The sequence below is a fragment of the Marinobacter sp. LV10R510-11A genome (assembly GCF_900215155.1).
Lineage (GTDB): Bacteria > Pseudomonadota > Gammaproteobacteria > Pseudomonadales > Oleiphilaceae > Marinobacter.
Genome location: NZ_LT907980.1, coordinates 1969938 through 1987256, shown reverse-complemented (window position 1 = coordinate 1987256; position 17319 = coordinate 1969938). Strand labels below are relative to the sequence as shown.

Genomic DNA, 17319 nt, shown 5'->3' with positions numbered 1-17319 from the left:
TTTTATTTATATCCAATTCAGTCAACACATTTGATGTGAAGGATAAGACGATGGAATTCAAAAACATACCGGCCATTGTTACAGGTGGCGCATCCGGGCTTGGCGAAGGTGCAGCTCGGGCTCTGGCCGCAGCTGGCTGCAAAGTCGCGATTCTTGATCTGCAAAAAGAGCAGGGCGAGAAGGTTGCTGCAGACATTGGCGGAATTTTCGTGCATTGCGATGTGAGCTCGGCTGAAAGCGCGGAAGCAGCGCTTGCAACGGCACGCGAGGCTCACGGCCTCTGCGGGGTTGCGGTTAGCTGTGCAGGTATTGGCCCGGCGGCCAAGATTCTGGGCCGCGAAGGTGTTATGCCGTTGGAGAGCTTCAGCAAGGTAATCCAAGTAAACCTGATCGGAACCTTCAACATTCTGAGACTTGCCGCAGCCGATATGGCGCAGCGTGAACCCAACGCAGACGGCGAGCGCGGTGTGATTATTAATACCGCGTCTGTGGCTGCATACGAAGGGCAAATTGGACAGGCGGCTTACAGCGCGTCCAAGGGCGGCGTGGTTGCTTTGACCATTCAGTCGGCCCGGGAACTGGCCCGCGAAGGCATCCGCGTGAACACCATCGCACCTGGGTTGTTCATGACACCGATGATGTCTGGCATGCCCCAAGAAGTGCAGGATAGCCTGGCCGCGACACTGCCATTCCCTAAGCGCCTGGGTAAGCCTGAAGAGTTTGGCATGATGGTGGATCAGATGGTGCGCAACCCGATCCTGAACGGAGAAACTATTCGGCTGGACAGTGCCTTGCGCATGGCGCCCAAGTGAATTTGTTTACAGGTAGGAGCGCGCAATGACTAATTCTGTGGATCAAGAAGAACTCGCACTGTTCCGGGCGTCTGTCATAAAGGCTCTCGAAACCGAAGTCGCGCCACATTACGAGGCCTGGGAGAAGTCGGGGCTTGTACCCCGTGAGCTTTGGAACACGCTCGGCGATGCCGGCATGTTATGTGTGGATATTCCTGAAGATTGCGGCGGGTGTGAGGCACCGTTTCAGTACTCCGTGGTGGTTGGTGAAGAACTGGCTCGCATGGGGTTTGGCGCACTTTCAACCAGCGTAATGGTGCATTCAGACATTGTGGCGCCATACATCAGTCACCTGGGTAATGAAGCCCAGAAGCAGCAGTGGCTGCCGAAAATGGTGTCTGGTGAAGTGGTTGGCGCCATCGCCATGACTGAGCCGGGCGCTGGCAGTGACTTGCAGGCGATGCGCACCAGTGCGGTGCGGGACGGTGACGACTATATTCTGAACGGCTCAAAAACCTTCATCACCAACGGTCAGCATGCCGGTATGGTGATTGTCGCGGCAAAAACCGATCCTTCGGCTGGCGCCAAAGGCATCAGTCTGTTTCTGGTGGATACCACCTTGCCGGGTTATAGCAAAGGGCGGAACCTCGACAAGATAGGGCAGCACAGTGGCGATACCTCTGAGCTGTTCTTTTCAGATATGCGTGTACCGGCAACTGCGCTGGTGGGCGAGGAAGGTAAAGGCTTTGTTTACCTGATGCAGGAATTGCCCCGGGAGCGGCTGGTTATCGGCGCACTGGGTGTGGCCGCCGCCAGAGGTGCGCTGGATCTCACCATAGCCTACACCCAGGAACGGGTATTGTTCGGCCAGAAACTGGCGCAGATTCAGAACACCCGGTTTGAAATTGCCCGAATGGAAACCGAGTACCAGGTTAACAAGGCGTTTGTCGCCCAGTGCATAAACCAGTACGAAGCCGGCGAACTGGATGCGCCTACGGCGTCCATGGCCAAATACAGTGCCACAGAAATGCAGTGCCGAGTGGCAGATGGCTGCCTGCAGCTGTTTGGTGGATATGGTTACACCACGGAATATCCCATTTCCCGTGCATTTACCGATGCCCGTGTTCAGCGCATCTATGGTGGCACGTCGGAAGTCATGAAAGAGATTATTGCCCGCTCTATTTTGGGCAGAGTTTGAAATCAGTGAGGTTTTAATATGAGCGACAACAGCGTTGTGATTGCGGGCTCGGCCCGCACTCCCATGGGCGGCATGATGGGTTCCCTAAGTTCCGTGCGATCTCCGGATTTGGGTGCTGTTTCCATCAAGGCAGCCATTGAACGCAGTGGTCTGCAACCAGCAGATATCCAGGAAGTGATCATGGGCTGCGTGTTGCCCGCAGGGCTTGGCCAGGCGCCGGCGCGCCAGGCTTCACGCGCTTCTGGTATTCCGGACAGTTCCGGCTGCACCACCGTGAACAAGATGTGCGGTTCGGGCATGCAAGCTGTGATCATGGCTCATGACCAGATCAAAGCGGGTACCAACAACATCATGGTTGCCGGTGGCATGGAGAACATGAGCCAGGCACCTTACCTGTTACCGAAAGCTCGCGGCGGCATGCGCATGGGCCACGGCCAGGTGATGGACAGCATGTTTCTTGATGGCCTAGAGGATGCCTACGAAGGTGGCCTTATGGGTGTGTTCGCGCAGCGCACGGCCGATAAGTACAAGGTCACCAGGCAAGCGATGGATGAGTTCGCCATAGGCTCACTGAACAAGGCACTGGCGGCCATAGAAAATGGCTGGTTTGAGCCGGAAATCGCACCGGTTTCTGTTGCAGGTCGTGGCGGTGAAACTCTGGTCGATACTGATGAACAGCCAGGCAAGGCCAGGCCGGAAAAAATTCCAACGCTCAAGCCGGCTTTTGCTAAAGACGGCACGGTAACTGCCGCCAACGCCAGCTCCATCAGTGACGGTGCGTCTGCGCTAGTGCTCGCTTCTGCGGCTGAAGTCAAAGCTCGGGGCCTAACACCCCAAGCACGTATTGTGGCCCACGCGACCTACGCTGGGTTACCGGCGGAATTCTCGGAGGCGCCCATAAGCGCAATCGAAAAGGTGCTGGAGAAGGCAGGCTGGAGCAAGGATGATGTGGATCTGTTTGAGATCAACGAAGCCTTTGCAGTTGTCAGCTTGCTGGCGATCAATGAGCTAAAGCTGCCAGCTGAAAAGGTCAACGTATTCGGCGGGGCCTGCGCTCTCGGGCACCCGATTGGCTCATCCGGCTCGCGAATTATCGTCACGCTCATCAATGCCTTAAAACAGAAGGGGCTGAAGCGTGGAGTTGCTTCTCTGTGTATTGGCGGTGGTGAAGCGACAGCCGTTGCTATTGAACTGATCTGATTATGAGGCACACGCAGGGCAGGCGGTTAACCTGCCCTGCGTGTTTGCATCAGGCTATGCGGTTTGCTGCATGAGTTACCGCAGGCGCGGCAAGTTTAACGTCAGCTACGGTATGCAGCTTCTCAAGTTGTGACTGAAGCATGGCCACCGGCCGGGCGCCCTGAATAGTCAGCGCTATCTCCAGCGTCTCTTCTGCACCCCCCCATTCGCCGTCCAACACACTCTCCACTGCCATGGTTGCAATCCGAAAGCCACGAATGCGAACCACCTGGCACAGGCGCTCAAGCGCGGCCGCTTCATGTTTCATGCGGCAGGTAATCGTGTAGCTGGGTGCTTGTTTGCTGCTTTGCGTGGTCATGCAACTTTCTCCTTTTTGTCCGCTGCAGAACGGCGGGTTTCATCAATCATGTCTCTGTTACTCCCACCTGGTTTTACAACCGGCCAAACGTTTTCTTCCCGGGCAATGGCTACGTGCAACAGCATGGGGCCGTTAAAGGCCAGTATGGTTTCAATGCCCCGCCGAACCTGATCGGTTCGCTCAATTTTCAGTGCCGGGATGTCGAACGCTCGGGCCATGGCCACAAAATCCGGATTGTCATCGAGGTTAATCTGGCTTTCCCGGTTGTTGTAAAACAGTTCTTGTTGCTGACGCACCATGCCCAGGCATTGGTTGTCCATAATGATCAGCTTTACTGGCAGGTTGTATCGGCGAACGGTAGCCAACTCCTGTGCGTTCATCATGAAAGAACCGTCGCCGGTGACATTGATAACGGTGCTTTGGCGGTTGGCAAACTGGGCACCGATAGCGGCTGGCAAACCAAAACCCATGGTGCCAAGGCCACCGCTGGTAAGGTGATGGCGCGGGTGATCAAACTCGTAATGCTGGGCTACCCACATCTGATGTTGCCCAACGTCACACGCGATAACTGTGTCATCCGGTGTAATGCGGGACAGCTGGCGTATGAAAGCCGGGCCGATAATCGGTGCCAGCGGCTCTTCGTTATCTGCCGCTTGAAATCCGCCCGTTGTGCGCCAGGTATGGCACTGCTTGCGCCAACCGTCGATCGCTAAAGGTGCTTCCCGAAGCGCTTCGCTCAAGCCCCCCAGAATTGCATTCAAATCACCGCGCAGCGCGACGTCTGCATGTCGAAGTTTGTTGAACTCAGCGGCATCGGCGTCAATGTGAATCGTTCGCGCATTGGGGGCGAAGCCGTCTAGCTTGCCGGTGGCCCGGTCGTCTAAGCGGGCGCCAATAACCAACAGAACGTCGCACTCGTCTACCGCACGGTTAGCAGCGCGAGAGCCATGCATGCCCAACATGCCAAGGTTGTAAGCGTTGTGCTTACCTGGGTTTCCGATACCTTTGAGAGTCACAACCGCCGGCAGGGCCGAGCACTCAGAAAATGCGCGAAAACTGTCTTCCGCATGGGCTAGGCTGATGCCCCCGCCGCTGTATAGCAGTGGTTTTCGGGCAGCGTGCAACATGGCTACCGCGGCTGTCAGATCCGGGCAGGAATGCGCCTGTTGTGCCGAATGGCTCATGGGCGCTGCGGTGGTATCCGTCAGTAGTACATCTTTAGGGATATCAATCCACACTGGCCCAGGTCGGCCGGTTTGAGCCAGCTCCGTGGCTTCTTCCAGAATAGCGGGCAGCTCGTCCGCACTCTCAACCAAGTAGCTGTGTTTTACGATACCCAGGGTCATCCCCAGAACATCGGTTTCCTGAAAGGCATCTGTGCCGATCAGCCCAGAGGGAACCTGGCCGGTAATAACCAGCATGGGAATGGAATCCCGGTGCGCATTGGCAACGCCGGTAATCAGATTGGTAGCGCCAGGGCCGGAGGTTGCAATACAAACCCCCATCCTGCCGCTGGCCCGGGCATAGCCGTCGGCGGCCAGAGCGCAGCCTTGTTCGTGGCGGCAAAGCACGTGCTCCACGCGTACATCATCCACCAAGGCATCGTATAGCGGCATAATGCAGCCACCCGGATAACCAAAAACGGTTTGGATGTTGTGGCGGTGAAACGTGTCAAGAATGTGCTGCGCGCCGTTCATTATCGTATTTCCTGTTTTTTCTTCCGCAAAAAAGAAACCCCCGGGACCTTGCGGTGCCGGGGGTTTCTGGTGTTTTTGTCAGGTTTGTCGCTATCTCACCTGCTTATCCACGCAAATCCCCCCGGAAGGTACGACGACCACCAGGACGAGCAGTGCAAGGATAATGACTGAGTTGAGATTCATAAAATGGACAACATGCTCTGAATTCGTAAAAGGATTCTGTGTAGAATCTACCTCACGCTTTGAGCAGGTTGCAACCGTTTAATCCTGTTTTTTCAGATAAGATCGTTTTCCGGATCGTCATTCATCGATTTCAGGCTGTATAGGTACTTAATGAGCAAAGTAAAATGGAGTTCACTGGGGCTGTCTGTGGTGGTTGTGATTGCTCTTGTTATCTGGATGGCGACGGGCGAAATCAAAGTCGCCAGTACCAAGCCCCCCCCCCGCACAGCGCGAAGTAACTCAGCAAGAACTGGCACGAGTACAGGTTACAACTCTTAACGCACAATTATATGAGCCTGGCCTTTTGCTCCAGGGCCAGCTTGAGCCATGGAGTGCCGTAACCCTAAGCGCGCGGGTTGCCGGCACAGTTGAAGCCATTGAAGCAAATCTGGGTGATTCGGTAAAAGCCGGAGAGGTGCTTTTAACGCTGTCTGAAGATGGCCGTGGCGCAGGGGTTGAGCGCTGGCAGGCGCGGGCTAAAAAGCTGGAGGCGGACCTGGCAGCGGCGCGAAAACTGCATGCCCGCAACTTAGCGTCGCAATCAGAAATTCTTAATGTGGAAAGCGAACTGGCCGCAGCCAGGGCGGAGTTGAAAGGTGCTCAGCTTTCGGTTTCGCATCTCCGGCCTAGGGCTCCATTTAAGGGCGTGATTAACAGTAAAAGTGTTGAGGCTGGCAGCTTGGTGCAGGTGGGCTCGCCGTTATATGAGTTGGTTCGCACGGATCGCCTCAAGGCCAAAGGGCAGGTGCCCCAAAAATCCGTTGCGCAGGTTGCGCCGGGCCAAAAAGTGCGGGTACGCCCCCTGGACGGAGAAGCACTGGATGGCGTAGTTACCTTTGTGGCCAGTGCTGCAAACCCTGAAACCCGGAGCTTTGCGGTTGAGATTGCTGTTGAAAATCCAGAACAAAAACGTATAGCCGGGGGCAGTGCCAACCTCCGCGTTGCTCTGGCGGATGTCCAGGCCACGTTTATTTCTCCGGCGTATCTTTCTCTGGGGGACGATGGCCGCCCCGGTGTGAAGTATGTTGATGAACAGAACCGGGTCGTTTTTCGCACAGTAACGTTAGTCAGTGTTTCCACCGAAGGTGCCTGGGTCACTGGTTTACCAGATGAAATTCGCCTGATTACCCGCGGCAGTGGCTTTGTCAGTGAGGGCGAGCAAGTGGAGCCAGTTGACGCCTCCGAAGAGCGGGGCTGAGTAATATGCGCGCACTTATTTTCGCCGCCATTGATCGCAGCCGTACCACACTACTTGCCCTGTTGTTTTTGACTCTTGGCGGTATAGCCGCATTCCAGGCTATTCCCCGGGAGGCAAACCCCGACATCACCATTCCCATGGTTTATATCTCCATGACACTGGAAGGTATAAGCCCGGAAGATGCAGAGCGGCTGCTGGTGCGCCCCATGGAGCAGGAATTGCGCTCACTTGAGGGTATCAAGGAAATGCGCGGAACAGCTTCTGAAGGGCATGCCTCGGTAATGCTGGAGTTTGATGCCGGTTTTGACCCGGACACAGCCATGCAGGATGTCCGGGAAAAGGTTGATACGGCTCGTAATAAGTTGCCCCGGGAAGCCGATGAGCCGCGAGTGAATGAGATTAACGTCTCTTTGTTCCCGGTACTTTCTATTGGCCTTTCCGGCCCGCTGTCCGAGCGAGAGCTGATAACGATTGCTCGCAGGCTTCAGGATGCCATCGAGGCGATTCCCGAAGTGCTGGAGGTCGAAATCGGCGGCGACAGGGAGGATCTACTGGAAATTGTTGTGGATCCCCAGGTACTGGAAAGCTACGGCATAGACTTCGACCAGCTCAGCTCGCTGGTCACCCGCAATAACCAGCTGGTGGCAGCGGGATCGCTGGATACCGGCAATGGTCGCATGGCTTTGAAGGTGCCCGGCGTTATCGAGAATATCGAAGACGTTATGTCTATGCCCATCAAGGTTGATGGCGACACCGTGGTTACCTTTGGCGATGTCGCCATGCTGCAGCGCACCTTCAAAGACCCGACTGGGTTCGCGCGCATCAACGGCAAGCCTGCTCTTGTCTTGGAGGTGTCCAAGCGCAGTGGCGCGAATATCATCGAAACCGTGGGCCAGGTACGCGAGTTGATTGCTCGGGCACAACCGCAGCTGCCGGACTCTCTAGATATCCGCTATATCATGGATCAATCCGACGAAGTCCGCGATCTGTTGAGCGATCTGCTCAACAACGTACTGACCGCGATTGTGCTGGTGATCATCGTGATCATTGCCGCCATGGGGCCACGATCAGCCATGCTGGTAGGGCTTACCATTCCTGGCGCGTTCCTAACTGGCATTTTGGTTATTTGGAGTATGGGTTATACCCTCAATATCGTTGTGCTGTTCAGCCTCATTTTAGTAGCTGGCATGCTGGTGGATGGGGCGATTGTTGTATCAGAGCTGGCAGACCGAAACCTGTCTGAGGGGCATACGGTGAAAGGCGCATGGGCGGAGGCGGCCAGCCGTATGGCTTGGCCGATCATTGCGTCTACCGCGACCACTCTGGCGGTGTTTGTGCCCCTTCTGTTTTGGCCCGGAGTGGTGGGCCAATTCATGAAGTTCCTGCCCATCACCGTGATTATCTGCCTGCTAGCCTCTCTGGCGATGGCCCTGGTGTTTCTGCCGGTTCTGGGTGGTGTCAGCGGCGGCCGTCGTGCCCGCACGGTGAGTGAAAGCGGGCGAATGATGCAGGGCTACCGCCGGCTGCTATCCACGCTTCTGTCCTATCCTGGCTTCACGCTGGTGGGCGTGCTGGCGGTGGTTTTATTGGTCTATGCCGCCTATGGCAAGTTCAATTATGGCGTTGAGTTCTTCCCCAGTGTGGAGCCGGATTCTGCTCAGGTGCAGGTTCGTGCACGTGGGGATCTTTCGGTGCTGGAGCGGGATGCCATAGTGCAACAGGTAGAGGATCGTTTGCAGGGAATGCCCGAAGTAAAAGCCCTTTATGCGCGGTCAATGCTGAACGCCAGCACGCAGATGGCTCCGGATGTGATCGGGGTGCTGCAGTTTCAGTTTACCGACTGGTTTACCCGCCGCCCGGCCAGCGCCATTCTTGATGATTTTTTGTCCCGAACTGAAGATATTCCGGGCATTGAGCTGGAGTTCCGCAAGCAGGAAAACGGCCCTGCCGGCGGCAAGCCGATTGAGCTGCAAATCAGCAGCCGCGACAGCAGCAAGCTTAATGGGTTTGTGGATGAGATTGAAAACCAGATGCGCGCCCAAGGCGGTTTTCTGGATATTGAAGATGACCGCAGCCTGCCGGGGATTGAATGGCGGCTAGAGGTTGATCGTGAAGCTGCCGCTCGTTTCGGAACCGATGTGCTCAGCATTGGCAGTGCTGTTCGCCTAGTAACCAATGGCCTGGTGCTGGCCACCTACCGCCCGGAAGATGTACGCGACGAGGTAGATATTGCCGTGCGGGTTCCAAACAACTGGCGCGAGCTTGATCAGTTACAGCGCCAAACCATCAATACAGCCCGCGGGCAGGTTCCGCTGTCACAGTTTTTGGATCTGCAACCGGGGGAGAAAACCGGCAGCATTGTTCGGGTGGATGGTCAGAGAACCGTAACGATCAAATCTGATGTACAACCCGGAGAGCGTGCGGATACTCTGCTGAAAGCGCTTCAGGTGGAGCTTCCAGAGGCGCCAGATGGCGTGTCGGTTAAATTTGCCGGCGAAAATGAAGATCAGCAGCAGGCGTCCAATTTTCTGGTAACGGCGTTTTTGATTGCGATTGCCATGATGCTGCTCATCTTGGTGACCCAATTCAACTCGTTGTACCAGAGCTTTCTGATTCTTTCGGCGATTGTTCTCTCCACGGCGGGGGTTCTTCTGGGATTACTGCTGAACGGCCAGTCCTTTGGCATTGTTATGGTGGGCATGGGCATTATCGCGCTGGCGGGCATTGTGGTGAACAACAATATCATTCTGATTGATACCTACAACCAGATGAAAAAAGAGGGAATGGAGGCCTACGAAGCTGCGCTGGAGACCAGTTGTTTGCGCCTGCGCCCGGTGCTGCTGACTGCCGTTACCACCGTGTTGGGATTAATGCCGATGGTGTTGAGTGTCAACGTAGATCTGCTGACCCCATCCCTCGGGTTAGGTGCCCCATCAACACAGTGGTGGGCGCAGCTTTCAAGTGCTATTGCTGGGGGGTTGGCTTTCGCTACCATTCTAACATTACTACTGACACCGGCGATGCTTGTGTTGGGTGAGCGCGTTGGGCTGGCTATTCGCCGGAAAGTCCGCCGAATCAGGCCGACATAGTAATGCACAAAACTGCATGATCTGTGCAGTTTTGTAGCTTTTCTTGTCGGTTTGCGCCGATTTGCGCCGATTGGTACGAAGTGTAGGCAAAGATATGAACGTTGAGTCATACTTATATTGTAACGCATAACGACATATAAGTCAGCGTAAAATCGGAGCGATTTTTGCAGAAACACTTCGGGTTATTTTGTCTGTTCTTCCTACTGTTTACGTCTGTGCCGGCATTCTCTGCCGACCCAGTCGGTACATGGGATAAGCATTCCAAGCGGATGGAATTGTCCCGCTACGTTGACTATTGGCAGGAGCCAGCCGAAACCGCTGAAATTTCCGACGTTACCCGTTTGGATAGTAAAGCTTGGACTCGCAATGGCAGTGACAGTATCAACCTCGGTTATACTAGGAAGGTTTACTGGTTCCGGATGGCGATGGAAAACGCGACTGGCAGTGAAGCTAATACCTTCCTTGAAATAGGCTATCCCGTTCTCGACCAGATCGCGATCTATATCAACCCAGAACAACGGGGCGCCAAGTCGCTGGTGCTGGGCGATAAACAACCGTTTTACGACCGGCCAATCCTTCACCGCAACTTTGTTGTACCTATTACGCTTGCTCCCGATCAGAAAACTGTGGTTTACCTTCGTGTAGAAACCACCAGCTCGATGCAGGTTCCACTGACCTTGTGGAATCAGGATGCCTTTTACTCAGTAGAACAGTCTCGGAGTATGTTCGAGGGGCTATATTACGGCATTGTGCTGGTGATGATTTTGTACAACCTGTTTGTTTACCTGGCCGTTGGCGAGCGGAGTTTTCTGCATTATGTGGGGTTCATTGCTGCTATGCCGCTGTTCCTTGCCAGCCTCCACGGAGTGGCGTTTCAATACTTATGGCCGGAAGCAACCTGGTGGAACGATCAGTCTATTATCGTATTTCTCAGCCTCGTGGTGCTGTTTGGTGGGACGTTCAGCATTAAGTTTATAAATGTTAGCCGAGAGAATCATCCACTACTGAACCGGTGGACAGTTGGTGTCGTTATCGCCGCTGGGCTGATGGCAACAGCCGGCTTGCTAGTGCCGTATAAGTATATGATTCTGCCCACAATACTGTTGGCTGTTACCGGCTGTTCGACCATGCTAATGCTGAGCATTGTCCGTTGGGTTAAAAAAGATCCGGCGGCCAAATATTACACCTTTGCGTGGGTGTTCATGTTATTCGGTGGCATTGTTCTGGCTATGAGCAAGTTCACGATGTTGCCTCGAAACCTACTAACAGAGAATGCCACCCAGGTTGGCTCTGCTCTTGGTGTTATTTTACTGTCAATCGCGTTGGCGGATCGGCTAAATAAAGACAAAAAACGGGTTTTTGAGGCCCAGCAGCGGCTTTTGTGGGAGGAGCGTAAGGCGCGGGTTGCTCAAACAAAAACCCTGGAAATACAACGTGAAGCCAATGTTCTGCTTGAAGACAGAGTACGGGAACGCACCCGTGATCTTGAAAAACTGAACGAGCAGTTACTTGAATTAAGCGCTACGGATGCGCTAACCGAACTTAAAAACCGTGGTCACTTTGATCGAGTCTTCCAGTCGGCGGTAGTGCACGCCTATCGGTATCAGGAGCCTCTGTCACTTCTGATGCTGGATATTGACCACTTCAAGCAGTTTAACGACAACTATGGCCACCTCGTGGGGGATGATTGTTTGAGGATGGTTGCTCAGTGTGTGCGCCAGCTAGTAACCCGGCCGCAAGATCTGGCGGCTCGCTATGGTGGTGAAGAATTTGTTGTGTTGCTGCCCAACACGCCCCACAAAGGGGCCAATGATGTTGCTGAGCGAATTCGCACAGCGGTTGCAGCAATGGCTTTCCCGTTATCGGGGCAGACACTCCATCTGACCATCAGTATTGGTGTTTGCACAGTGCTGCCGGGTAGGGCGAATGCCACTGACGAGCTTTTCAGCAGAGCCGATGAGGCGTTGTATCAGGCTAAGGCCAACGGGCGTAACTGTGTTGTCGCGTGGGCGCCGCCCCGTCAGAGCGCGGCGCCGGCCATTGCACCCGCTTGACTATAACTCTTAGCATTTTCCCGAAATGCCCACGGGGAATAATCGGATTCTAGTGCGAACGCAAGCTGCAGCAAGGTTCGCTCACCGCCGTACTTCCCCATAAGCTGGATTGAAACGGGAAGATTATCCGCAGTCTGGGCCATGGGCAACGAGATAGCCGGTGCGCCGGTAACATTGGCCAGGGGCGTAAAGTTAGCGTATCGGGTTAGCCGGTCGAACAAGGTATCAAAAGGCACCTCTGGGCTGAGATGGCCAAGCTTTGGGGTGGTATGTCCCAGAACCGGCGTCAGCACTGCATCGAAGCCTTCCATTGCCTTGGCATAGTCGAATCGCGCGCGACGCAAGCGCCACAGGATTGCTGGCAGCCGCCAAGCCCCACTCAGGAACATCCTGCTCATCCCTTCCGTAAGGCCATCTACCCGTCGTTTATCAAAATCCGGATGGGTTATCTTGCGGCCATTGAGCTTCATGCCAAGAGCCAGTAACCCCCAGTACATTGCGAAATCATCGGGGAAAGTTGAGTTCACGGGTATGGGAACAGGCTCGATACGGTGCCCCTGTGCTTCAAGCAGTCGCGCGGTGGCTTCGACGGTTTCACAGGTAATGTCGTCCGTTGCGTGCCCGTTGATGGAATCTATGACCATCCCAATCTTCAGTGGCCGGTCAGGCGGGCCTTCCACTTTACCAACCGCCGCCAATTTTGGGTTGCGGAAATACTGCTCGGCTTGGTGGATAAAGTTGGCGGTGTCGCGTACCGAGCGGGTTACCACGCCGTCGCTGACAATGTTGATAGGCAGAGATTTGGCGGCGTCGTTGTCGATAACGCGCCCACGTGTTGGTTTCAGACCCACCAGCCCGCAGCAGGCCGCTGGTATACGTATTGAACCGCCACCGTCGTTGGCATGGGCAATGGGCACTGCGCCACTGGCGACCAGTGCAGCCGAACCACCAGAGGATGCACCGGTGGAGTAGGCCAGGTTCCAGGGGTTGCGGCTGGGCGCATCATGGAGAGGCTCGGTGGTGGCGTTAAACCCGAACTCCGGCAGTGTGCTTTTTCCAAGGCACAGAAAGCCCTGGGCCAGCATCTGTTGTGCGAACGGGCTGGTTTTCGCGGCGGGATGGCCAGCCGGTACAGCATCTGATCATAACGATCTGCGATCACACCGTGAACCAGCGGTTTCACTTTGTTCAACCGATCAATGGCGGCCTGGGTCAGCTCGGTAACCGATACATCTCTGCGGCGAATACGATCCGCTAGGGCGGTGGCATCGTCATTGCCCAAGGCGTCATTGGTGAACACGCTAGCGGTTTGCGGGGAATCAGAGAATGACATCCGTGGGGACTCCGTAATTGTTTTCAGGGGATCAGGCGCTGTTTTCACGGAATTCTTTGATCACATCGTAAGCGTGGGTAATTTCCTGTGTACGCTCCTCCGCCATTTCGCGCATGCTCTCCGGAAGTCCGCGCCCTGCAAGTTTGTCTGGATGATTCTCGCTCATCAGCTTGCGATACACCTTTTTGAGCTCGGCATCACTGATTGAGGACGATACCCCAAGAACCTTGTAGGCATCGTCTGTTTGCTGGGCGGTAGAGCGTTGTTGGCCGCCTGCCTGGCTGGAGTGCGCCCCGCGCAACATGGCTTCCAATTGATCGATCTGGCTTTCTGGCAGGCCCAGGCCGCGGGCAATGCGCATCAGCATCTCGCGTTCGGCGGGGTGTACCACACCATCTGCCGCAACCGCAGAAAATTGCACTTGAAGAAACATTTGCAGGAAGGCTGGCTGGCCCCCACTAATACGCAGAAAGTGCTGCAGCTCCGCATCCAGATCAAAGCCTTCGGCTTTGCCACGGCTGAACGCAGCTTTGGCTGTCGCCCTTTGGGTTTCGTTAAGTCGGAAGCGCACAAACATGGCCTCGGCCACTTGTATTTCATCTTCTGAGACGACGCCATCTGCCTTGCAAAGGGCGCCCATAACCGCAAATACAGATTCGATGAAGCCCGATTGAATGTTCTGGAGTTTGCCAACCAGGCGGCTTTTTATACGGTTAAGCAGAAACGCACCAATAGCAGCGCCCACAAGAAAACCGAGGAATTTGCCAAAGGCGTAACCAATCAAACCACCAACGATGATTGCAAACAGCATTAAAACGTCCTTAACGAAAAATGGGTCAGGCCGCAGAATATACGTGTTTTTCAGCGGATCTTCATGAATAGGCTTTCATTCGGTTCATCTGTTTTGTTCTGGGCGCGTGAGCTGTCACATTTTTCATGTTAAAAATACAAGCTATGACTCTCGATCTCTTTGCCAGTCAGCCCGCTGAAATAACCACTGAGCCTCTCTCGGAGGGAGCCTTTGTGCTCCGGCAGTTTGCATGCGCGCAAGTGCAGAGCCTGCTGAGTGAAGTTCGACAAATAACGGCAACTGCTCCTCTAAGGCACATGAAAACGCCGGGCGGGCACAGTATGTCTGTCGCCATGACCTGTTGCGGAAGCTGGGGTTGGGTGACCGATGCGCGAGGATATCGCTATCAGTCGGAAGATCCGTGTTCTGGTGATCCTTGGCCGGCTATGCCTTCCGTTTTCATGGATTTGGCCAGGTCGGCCGCGCTGGCTGCGGGATATCCAAACTTCACTCCGAATGCCTGCCTTATTAACCGTTATGAACCCGGCGCAAAAATGGGGCTGCATCAGGACAAAAATGAGCGAGACTTCTCGCAACCGGTTGTATCGGTATCACTGGGGTTGCCCCAGGTGTTCTAGTTTGGCGGGCTGACGCGCAGCGAGCGGCCATCGAACATCCCTCTGGGCCACGGTGATGTGGTGGTCTGGGGTGGGCCTTCACGGTTGCGCTACCATGGTGTTCTCACACTCAAGGCCGGAACGCATCCGCTGACCGGCCCCTGCCGATACAACCTTACCTTTCGTTGCGCTCGCTGATGTCTGCCTGACTACTGAAATCCGGTAAACGGAAAACAAGCACTCTTACGCCGGCACTCGCATTTTGATAGAATGCGCGCCCTTTATTTTTGTCGTAATTGCCGTTATTCAGGCGACGGCAATTCGATGTTCATTAAACAGCGCAGCCACCCGGGTACCTCAAGCTATGCTATATACTCTGAAAGCCAACTGGTTTTCCAACATCAAAGGCGACTTGCTCGCCGGAATTGTGGTTGCCCTCGCGTTGATTCCGGAAGCGATTGCGTTCTCGATCATCGCCGGAGTCGATCCCAAAGTAGGGCTTTACGCCTCATTCTGTATCGCCGTGATCATTGCATTTGTGGGTGGTCGCCCGGGAATGATTTCCGCCGCAACCGGCGCCATGGCGTTGTTGATGGTGACTTTGGTAAAGGAGCACGGCCTGGAGTACCTGTTGGCAGCCACCCTGTTAACCGGTGTGATTCAGGTTCTGGCGGGCTGGTTGAAGATGGGAAGCTTGATGCGGTTTGTCTCTCGCTCGGTGGTTACAGGCTTCGTGAATGCGCTGGCAATCCTGATCTTTATGGCCCAGTTGCCAGAGCTTACCAACGTAACCTGGCACGTTTACGCAATGACCGCCGCCGGGTTGGGTATTATTTATCTGTTTCCCTATGTGCCCGTACTGGGCAAGCTGTTGCCATCGCCGCTGATTTGCATCGTGGCGCTGACCATTGTGGCGGTGCTGTTTAATATTGACGTGCGCACCGTGGGCGACATGGGCGAACTGCCCGATACACTGCCGATCTTCCTCTGGCCAGAGGTGCCGTTGAACCTAGAAACCCTAATGATTATTCTGCCGTATTCCATTCCGTTGGCAATGGTTGGCTTGCTGGAATCCATGATGACCGCCACCATCGTGGACGATCTGACCGATACAGAAAGTGACCGTAATCGCGAGTGCCGAGGGCAGGGGATTGCCAACATCGGGTCTGGTCTGCTGGGGGGCATGGCCGGTTGCGCAATGATTGGTCAGTCGATTATCAACATCAAGTCAGGCGGCCGCACCCGGCTTTCCACGCTCATGGCTGGCGTGTTCCTGCTGTTGATGATACTGGTACTGGACGATATTCTGGTGCGAATTCCCATGGCCGCTCTGGTGGCTGTGATGATCATGGTGTCTATTGGCACCTTCTCCTGGGAATCTATTCGTAACCTGAAAACCCATCCGCTTTCCACCAATATTGTGATGCTGGTCACCGTGTGCGTGGTGGTTGTGACCCATAACCTGGCGCTGGGCGTGTTTGCCGGTGTGCTGCTTGCGGCGCTGTTCTTCGCTAACAAGATCGGGCACTTTATGGAAGTACAGGCAACGTTGGATGAATCATCGGGCACACGCACCTACACAGTGACGGGGCAGGTATTCTTCAGTTCTTCAGAAAAATTCGTTGCAGCGTTTGATTTCCGCGAGGTGGTCGATAAAGTGGTCATAGACGTCAGCCGCGCGCACTTCTGGGACATTACTGCGGTGGGTGCGCTGGATAAGGTGGTGATCAAGTTCCGCCGTGAGGGTGCGGAGGTGGAAGTGATTGGCATGAACCAGGCCAGCGCCACCATCGTTGACCGTTTTGGAGTGCACGACAAGCCGGAAGGCGTTGACCAGTTGATGGGCCATTAATATGCAAGATACGACAGAGAATCCCCAAGCGAATCCTCAGGATACACTGCACGTTGTGGCCTGTATTGACGGTTCCCGCGCTGCCCCGGCGGTGTGTGATTATGCCGCTTGGGCCAGTAAATATATGGGCTCACCACTGACCCTGCTGCACGTGCTCGACCAAGAGCGCTATCCCGCGGAGCCCGACTTGGCCGGTAATATTGGCCTAGGTAGCCGTGAGCACCTTTTGGATGAACTGGCGTTGCTGGATCGCAAACGGGCCAAGCTGGCGCTGGAACATGGCAACCACATGCTGGACGAAGCCGCCCACAGGTTGCAGAACGCCGGCATTGGTGAAATCAAAAAGCGTCAGCGCCACGGTGATTTGACCGAATCGCTGCTGGCTATGCAGGAGCAAACTCGCTTGCTGGTCATGGGGCTGCACGGCGAAAGCAGTTCCGATCGTGATCAGCGCATTGGCAGCCAGCTGGAAACTGTTATTCGCAGCATGAGCCGCCCAATTCTTCTAGTGCCGAATGAGTTTTCAACGCCCAAAAGCGCCATGTTGGCGTTTGATGGCAGTGCAACGGCCTTTCGCGGCGTGGAGCATTTAGCTGCCAGCCCGGTACTCAAAGGGATACCCATGCACCTAGTGGTGGTGGGTGATGAAACGCCTGAAGCCATGGCGCAGCTTCGTAAGGCCGAGGCCATGCTAGCGCCTTTGGAGTCTGAGATTACTCTAGCTATTCGTAGTGGTGAGGTAGAGCCGGCACTGCGCAGTTATCAGGATGAATTCAATATCGATATTCTGGTGATGGGTGCTTACGGCCACTCAAAAATCCGCCGCTTTTTGCTAGGCAGCACGACCACTAGCATGCTGAATTCAGCGAAAACGCCGTTGGTGATTTTGCGATAGATTTTTGGTTAGAATACCAAGCAAG

12 protein-coding genes and 1 pseudogene are annotated in these 17319 nt (G+C 54.9%); 9 read left to right on the top strand and 4 right to left on the bottom strand.

All coding sequences use genetic code 11. The annotated features are described in order from the left end of the window. Positions 1–50 precede the first annotated feature (50 nt). From CPH80_RS09480 to CPH80_RS09470, 3 genes are read left to right on the top strand one after another with little or no spacing between them, the layout of a single operon-like run. Entirely contained in the window at positions 51–812 is a 762-nt protein-coding gene (locus CPH80_RS09480; protein WP_096277232.1) for an SDR family NAD(P)-dependent oxidoreductase, read from the top strand. A 25-nt stretch (positions 813–837) separates the two neighbouring features. Further along, positions 838–1989: an acyl-CoA dehydrogenase family protein gene (locus tag CPH80_RS09475; protein WP_096277230.1), complete on the top strand. Its 1152-nt coding sequence runs from the start codon at positions 838–840 to the stop codon at positions 1987–1989. Between the two features lie 18 nt (positions 1990–2007). After that, positions 2008–3189, top strand: a complete 1182-nt coding sequence (locus CPH80_RS09470; protein ID WP_096277228.1) for an acetyl-CoA C-acyltransferase — start codon at positions 2008–2010, stop codon at positions 3187–3189. A 49-nt stretch (positions 3190–3238) separates the two neighbouring features. Here the strand turns inward: CPH80_RS09470 and CPH80_RS09465 are convergent, their stop codons facing one another. Further along, the gene (locus CPH80_RS09465; protein ID WP_218972071.1) at positions 3239–3547 is read right to left on the bottom strand and encodes an ACT domain-containing protein; all 309 of its coding nucleotides are present in this window, start codon (positions 3545–3547) and stop codon (positions 3239–3241) included. Further along, complete coding sequence (gene ilvG, locus CPH80_RS09460) at positions 3544–5244, bottom strand: acetolactate synthase 2 catalytic subunit (RefSeq protein ID WP_096277226.1); 1701 nt, start codon at positions 5242–5244, stop codon at positions 3544–3546. The genes CPH80_RS09465 and ilvG overlap by 4 nt, the downstream gene beginning before the upstream one ends. 526 nt (positions 5245–5770) lie before the next feature. On the opposite strand from ilvG, the gene CPH80_RS09455 reads away from it, so the two are divergent. From CPH80_RS09455 to CPH80_RS09445, 3 genes are all read left to right on the top strand, one after another. Beyond that, positions 5771–6664, top strand: coding sequence for an efflux RND transporter periplasmic adaptor subunit (locus CPH80_RS09455; RefSeq protein ID WP_264754824.1), 894 nt, complete (start codon positions 5771–5773; stop codon positions 6662–6664). Positions 6665–6669: 5 nt separating this feature from the next. After that, on the top strand, positions 6670–9753 hold the full coding sequence (locus CPH80_RS09450) for an efflux RND transporter permease subunit (RefSeq protein ID WP_096277224.1): 3084 nt from the start codon (positions 6670–6672) through the stop codon (positions 9751–9753). A gap of 164 nt (positions 9754–9917) precedes the next feature. Beyond that, a complete protein-coding gene (locus CPH80_RS09445; protein WP_227520426.1) occupies positions 9918–11807 on the top strand; it encodes a 7TM diverse intracellular signaling domain-containing protein in 1890 nt (629 codons plus the stop codon). Here CPH80_RS09445 and CPH80_RS09440 read toward each other — a convergent pair. Beyond that, the gene (locus CPH80_RS09440) at positions 11774–12892 is read right to left on the bottom strand and encodes an amidase (RefSeq protein ID WP_227520425.1); all 1119 of its coding nucleotides are present in this window, start codon (positions 12890–12892) and stop codon (positions 11774–11776) included. The two genes, CPH80_RS09445 and CPH80_RS09440, sit on opposite strands and share 34 nt — an antisense overlap. Before the next feature lie 279 nt (positions 12893–13171). Then, on the bottom strand, positions 13172–13951 hold the full coding sequence (gene djlA / locus CPH80_RS09435; RefSeq protein ID WP_096277220.1) for a co-chaperone DjlA: 780 nt from the start codon (positions 13949–13951) through the stop codon (positions 13172–13174). A 143-nt stretch (positions 13952–14094) separates the two neighbouring features. On the opposite strand from djlA, the pseudogene alkB reads away from it, so the two are divergent. The 3 genes and pseudogenes from alkB to CPH80_RS09420 all read left to right on the top strand — a co-directional run bounded on the left by alkB (position 14095) and on the right by CPH80_RS09420 (position 17294). Next, positions 14095–14745, top strand: a pseudogene (alkB, locus tag CPH80_RS09430) (DNA oxidative demethylase AlkB). 166 nt (positions 14746–14911) lie between these two features. Next, on the top strand, positions 14912–16399 hold the full coding sequence (locus CPH80_RS09425; protein WP_096277219.1) for a SulP family inorganic anion transporter: 1488 nt from the start codon (positions 14912–14914) through the stop codon (positions 16397–16399). A 1-nt stretch (position 16400) separates the two neighbouring features. Next, positions 16401–17294, top strand: a complete 894-nt coding sequence (locus CPH80_RS09420) for a universal stress protein (RefSeq protein ID WP_096277217.1) — start codon at positions 16401–16403, stop codon at positions 17292–17294. Positions 17295–17319: the final 25 nt, after the last annotated feature.

What these genes read in the sequence shown, in the direction of transcription:
- CPH80_RS09470 (WP_096277228.1), top strand. Translation starts at nt 2,008, where the DNA reads ATGAGCGACAACAGCGTTGTGATTGCGGGCTCGGCCCGCACTCCCATG.
- CPH80_RS09475 (WP_096277230.1), top strand. Translation starts at nt 838, where the DNA reads ATGACTAATTCTGTGGATCAAGAAGAACTCGCACTGTTCCGGGCGTCT.
- CPH80_RS09450 (WP_096277224.1), top strand. Translation starts at nt 6,670, where the DNA reads ATGCGCGCACTTATTTTCGCCGCCATTGATCGCAGCCGTACCACACTA.
- CPH80_RS09425 (WP_096277219.1), top strand. Translation starts at nt 14,912, where the DNA reads ATGCTATATACTCTGAAAGCCAACTGGTTTTCCAACATCAAAGGCGAC.
- ilvG (WP_096277226.1), bottom strand. Translation starts at nt 5,244, where the DNA reads ATGAACGGCGCGCAGCACATTCTTGACACGTTTCACCGCCACAACATC.
- CPH80_RS09465 (WP_218972071.1), bottom strand. Translation starts at nt 3,547, where the DNA reads ATGACCACGCAAAGCAGCAAACAAGCACCCAGCTACACGATTACCTGC.
- djlA (WP_096277220.1), bottom strand. Translation starts at nt 13,951, where the DNA reads ATGCTGTTTGCAATCATCGTTGGTGGTTTGATTGGTTACGCCTTTGGC.
- CPH80_RS09440 (WP_227520425.1), bottom strand. Translation starts at nt 12,892, where the DNA reads ATGCTGGCCCAGGGCTTTCTGTGCCTTGGAAAAAGCACACTGCCGGAG.
- CPH80_RS09420 (WP_096277217.1), top strand. Translation starts at nt 16,401, where the DNA reads ATGCAAGATACGACAGAGAATCCCCAAGCGAATCCTCAGGATACACTG.
- CPH80_RS09480 (WP_096277232.1), top strand. Translation starts at nt 51, where the DNA reads ATGGAATTCAAAAACATACCGGCCATTGTTACAGGTGGCGCATCCGGG.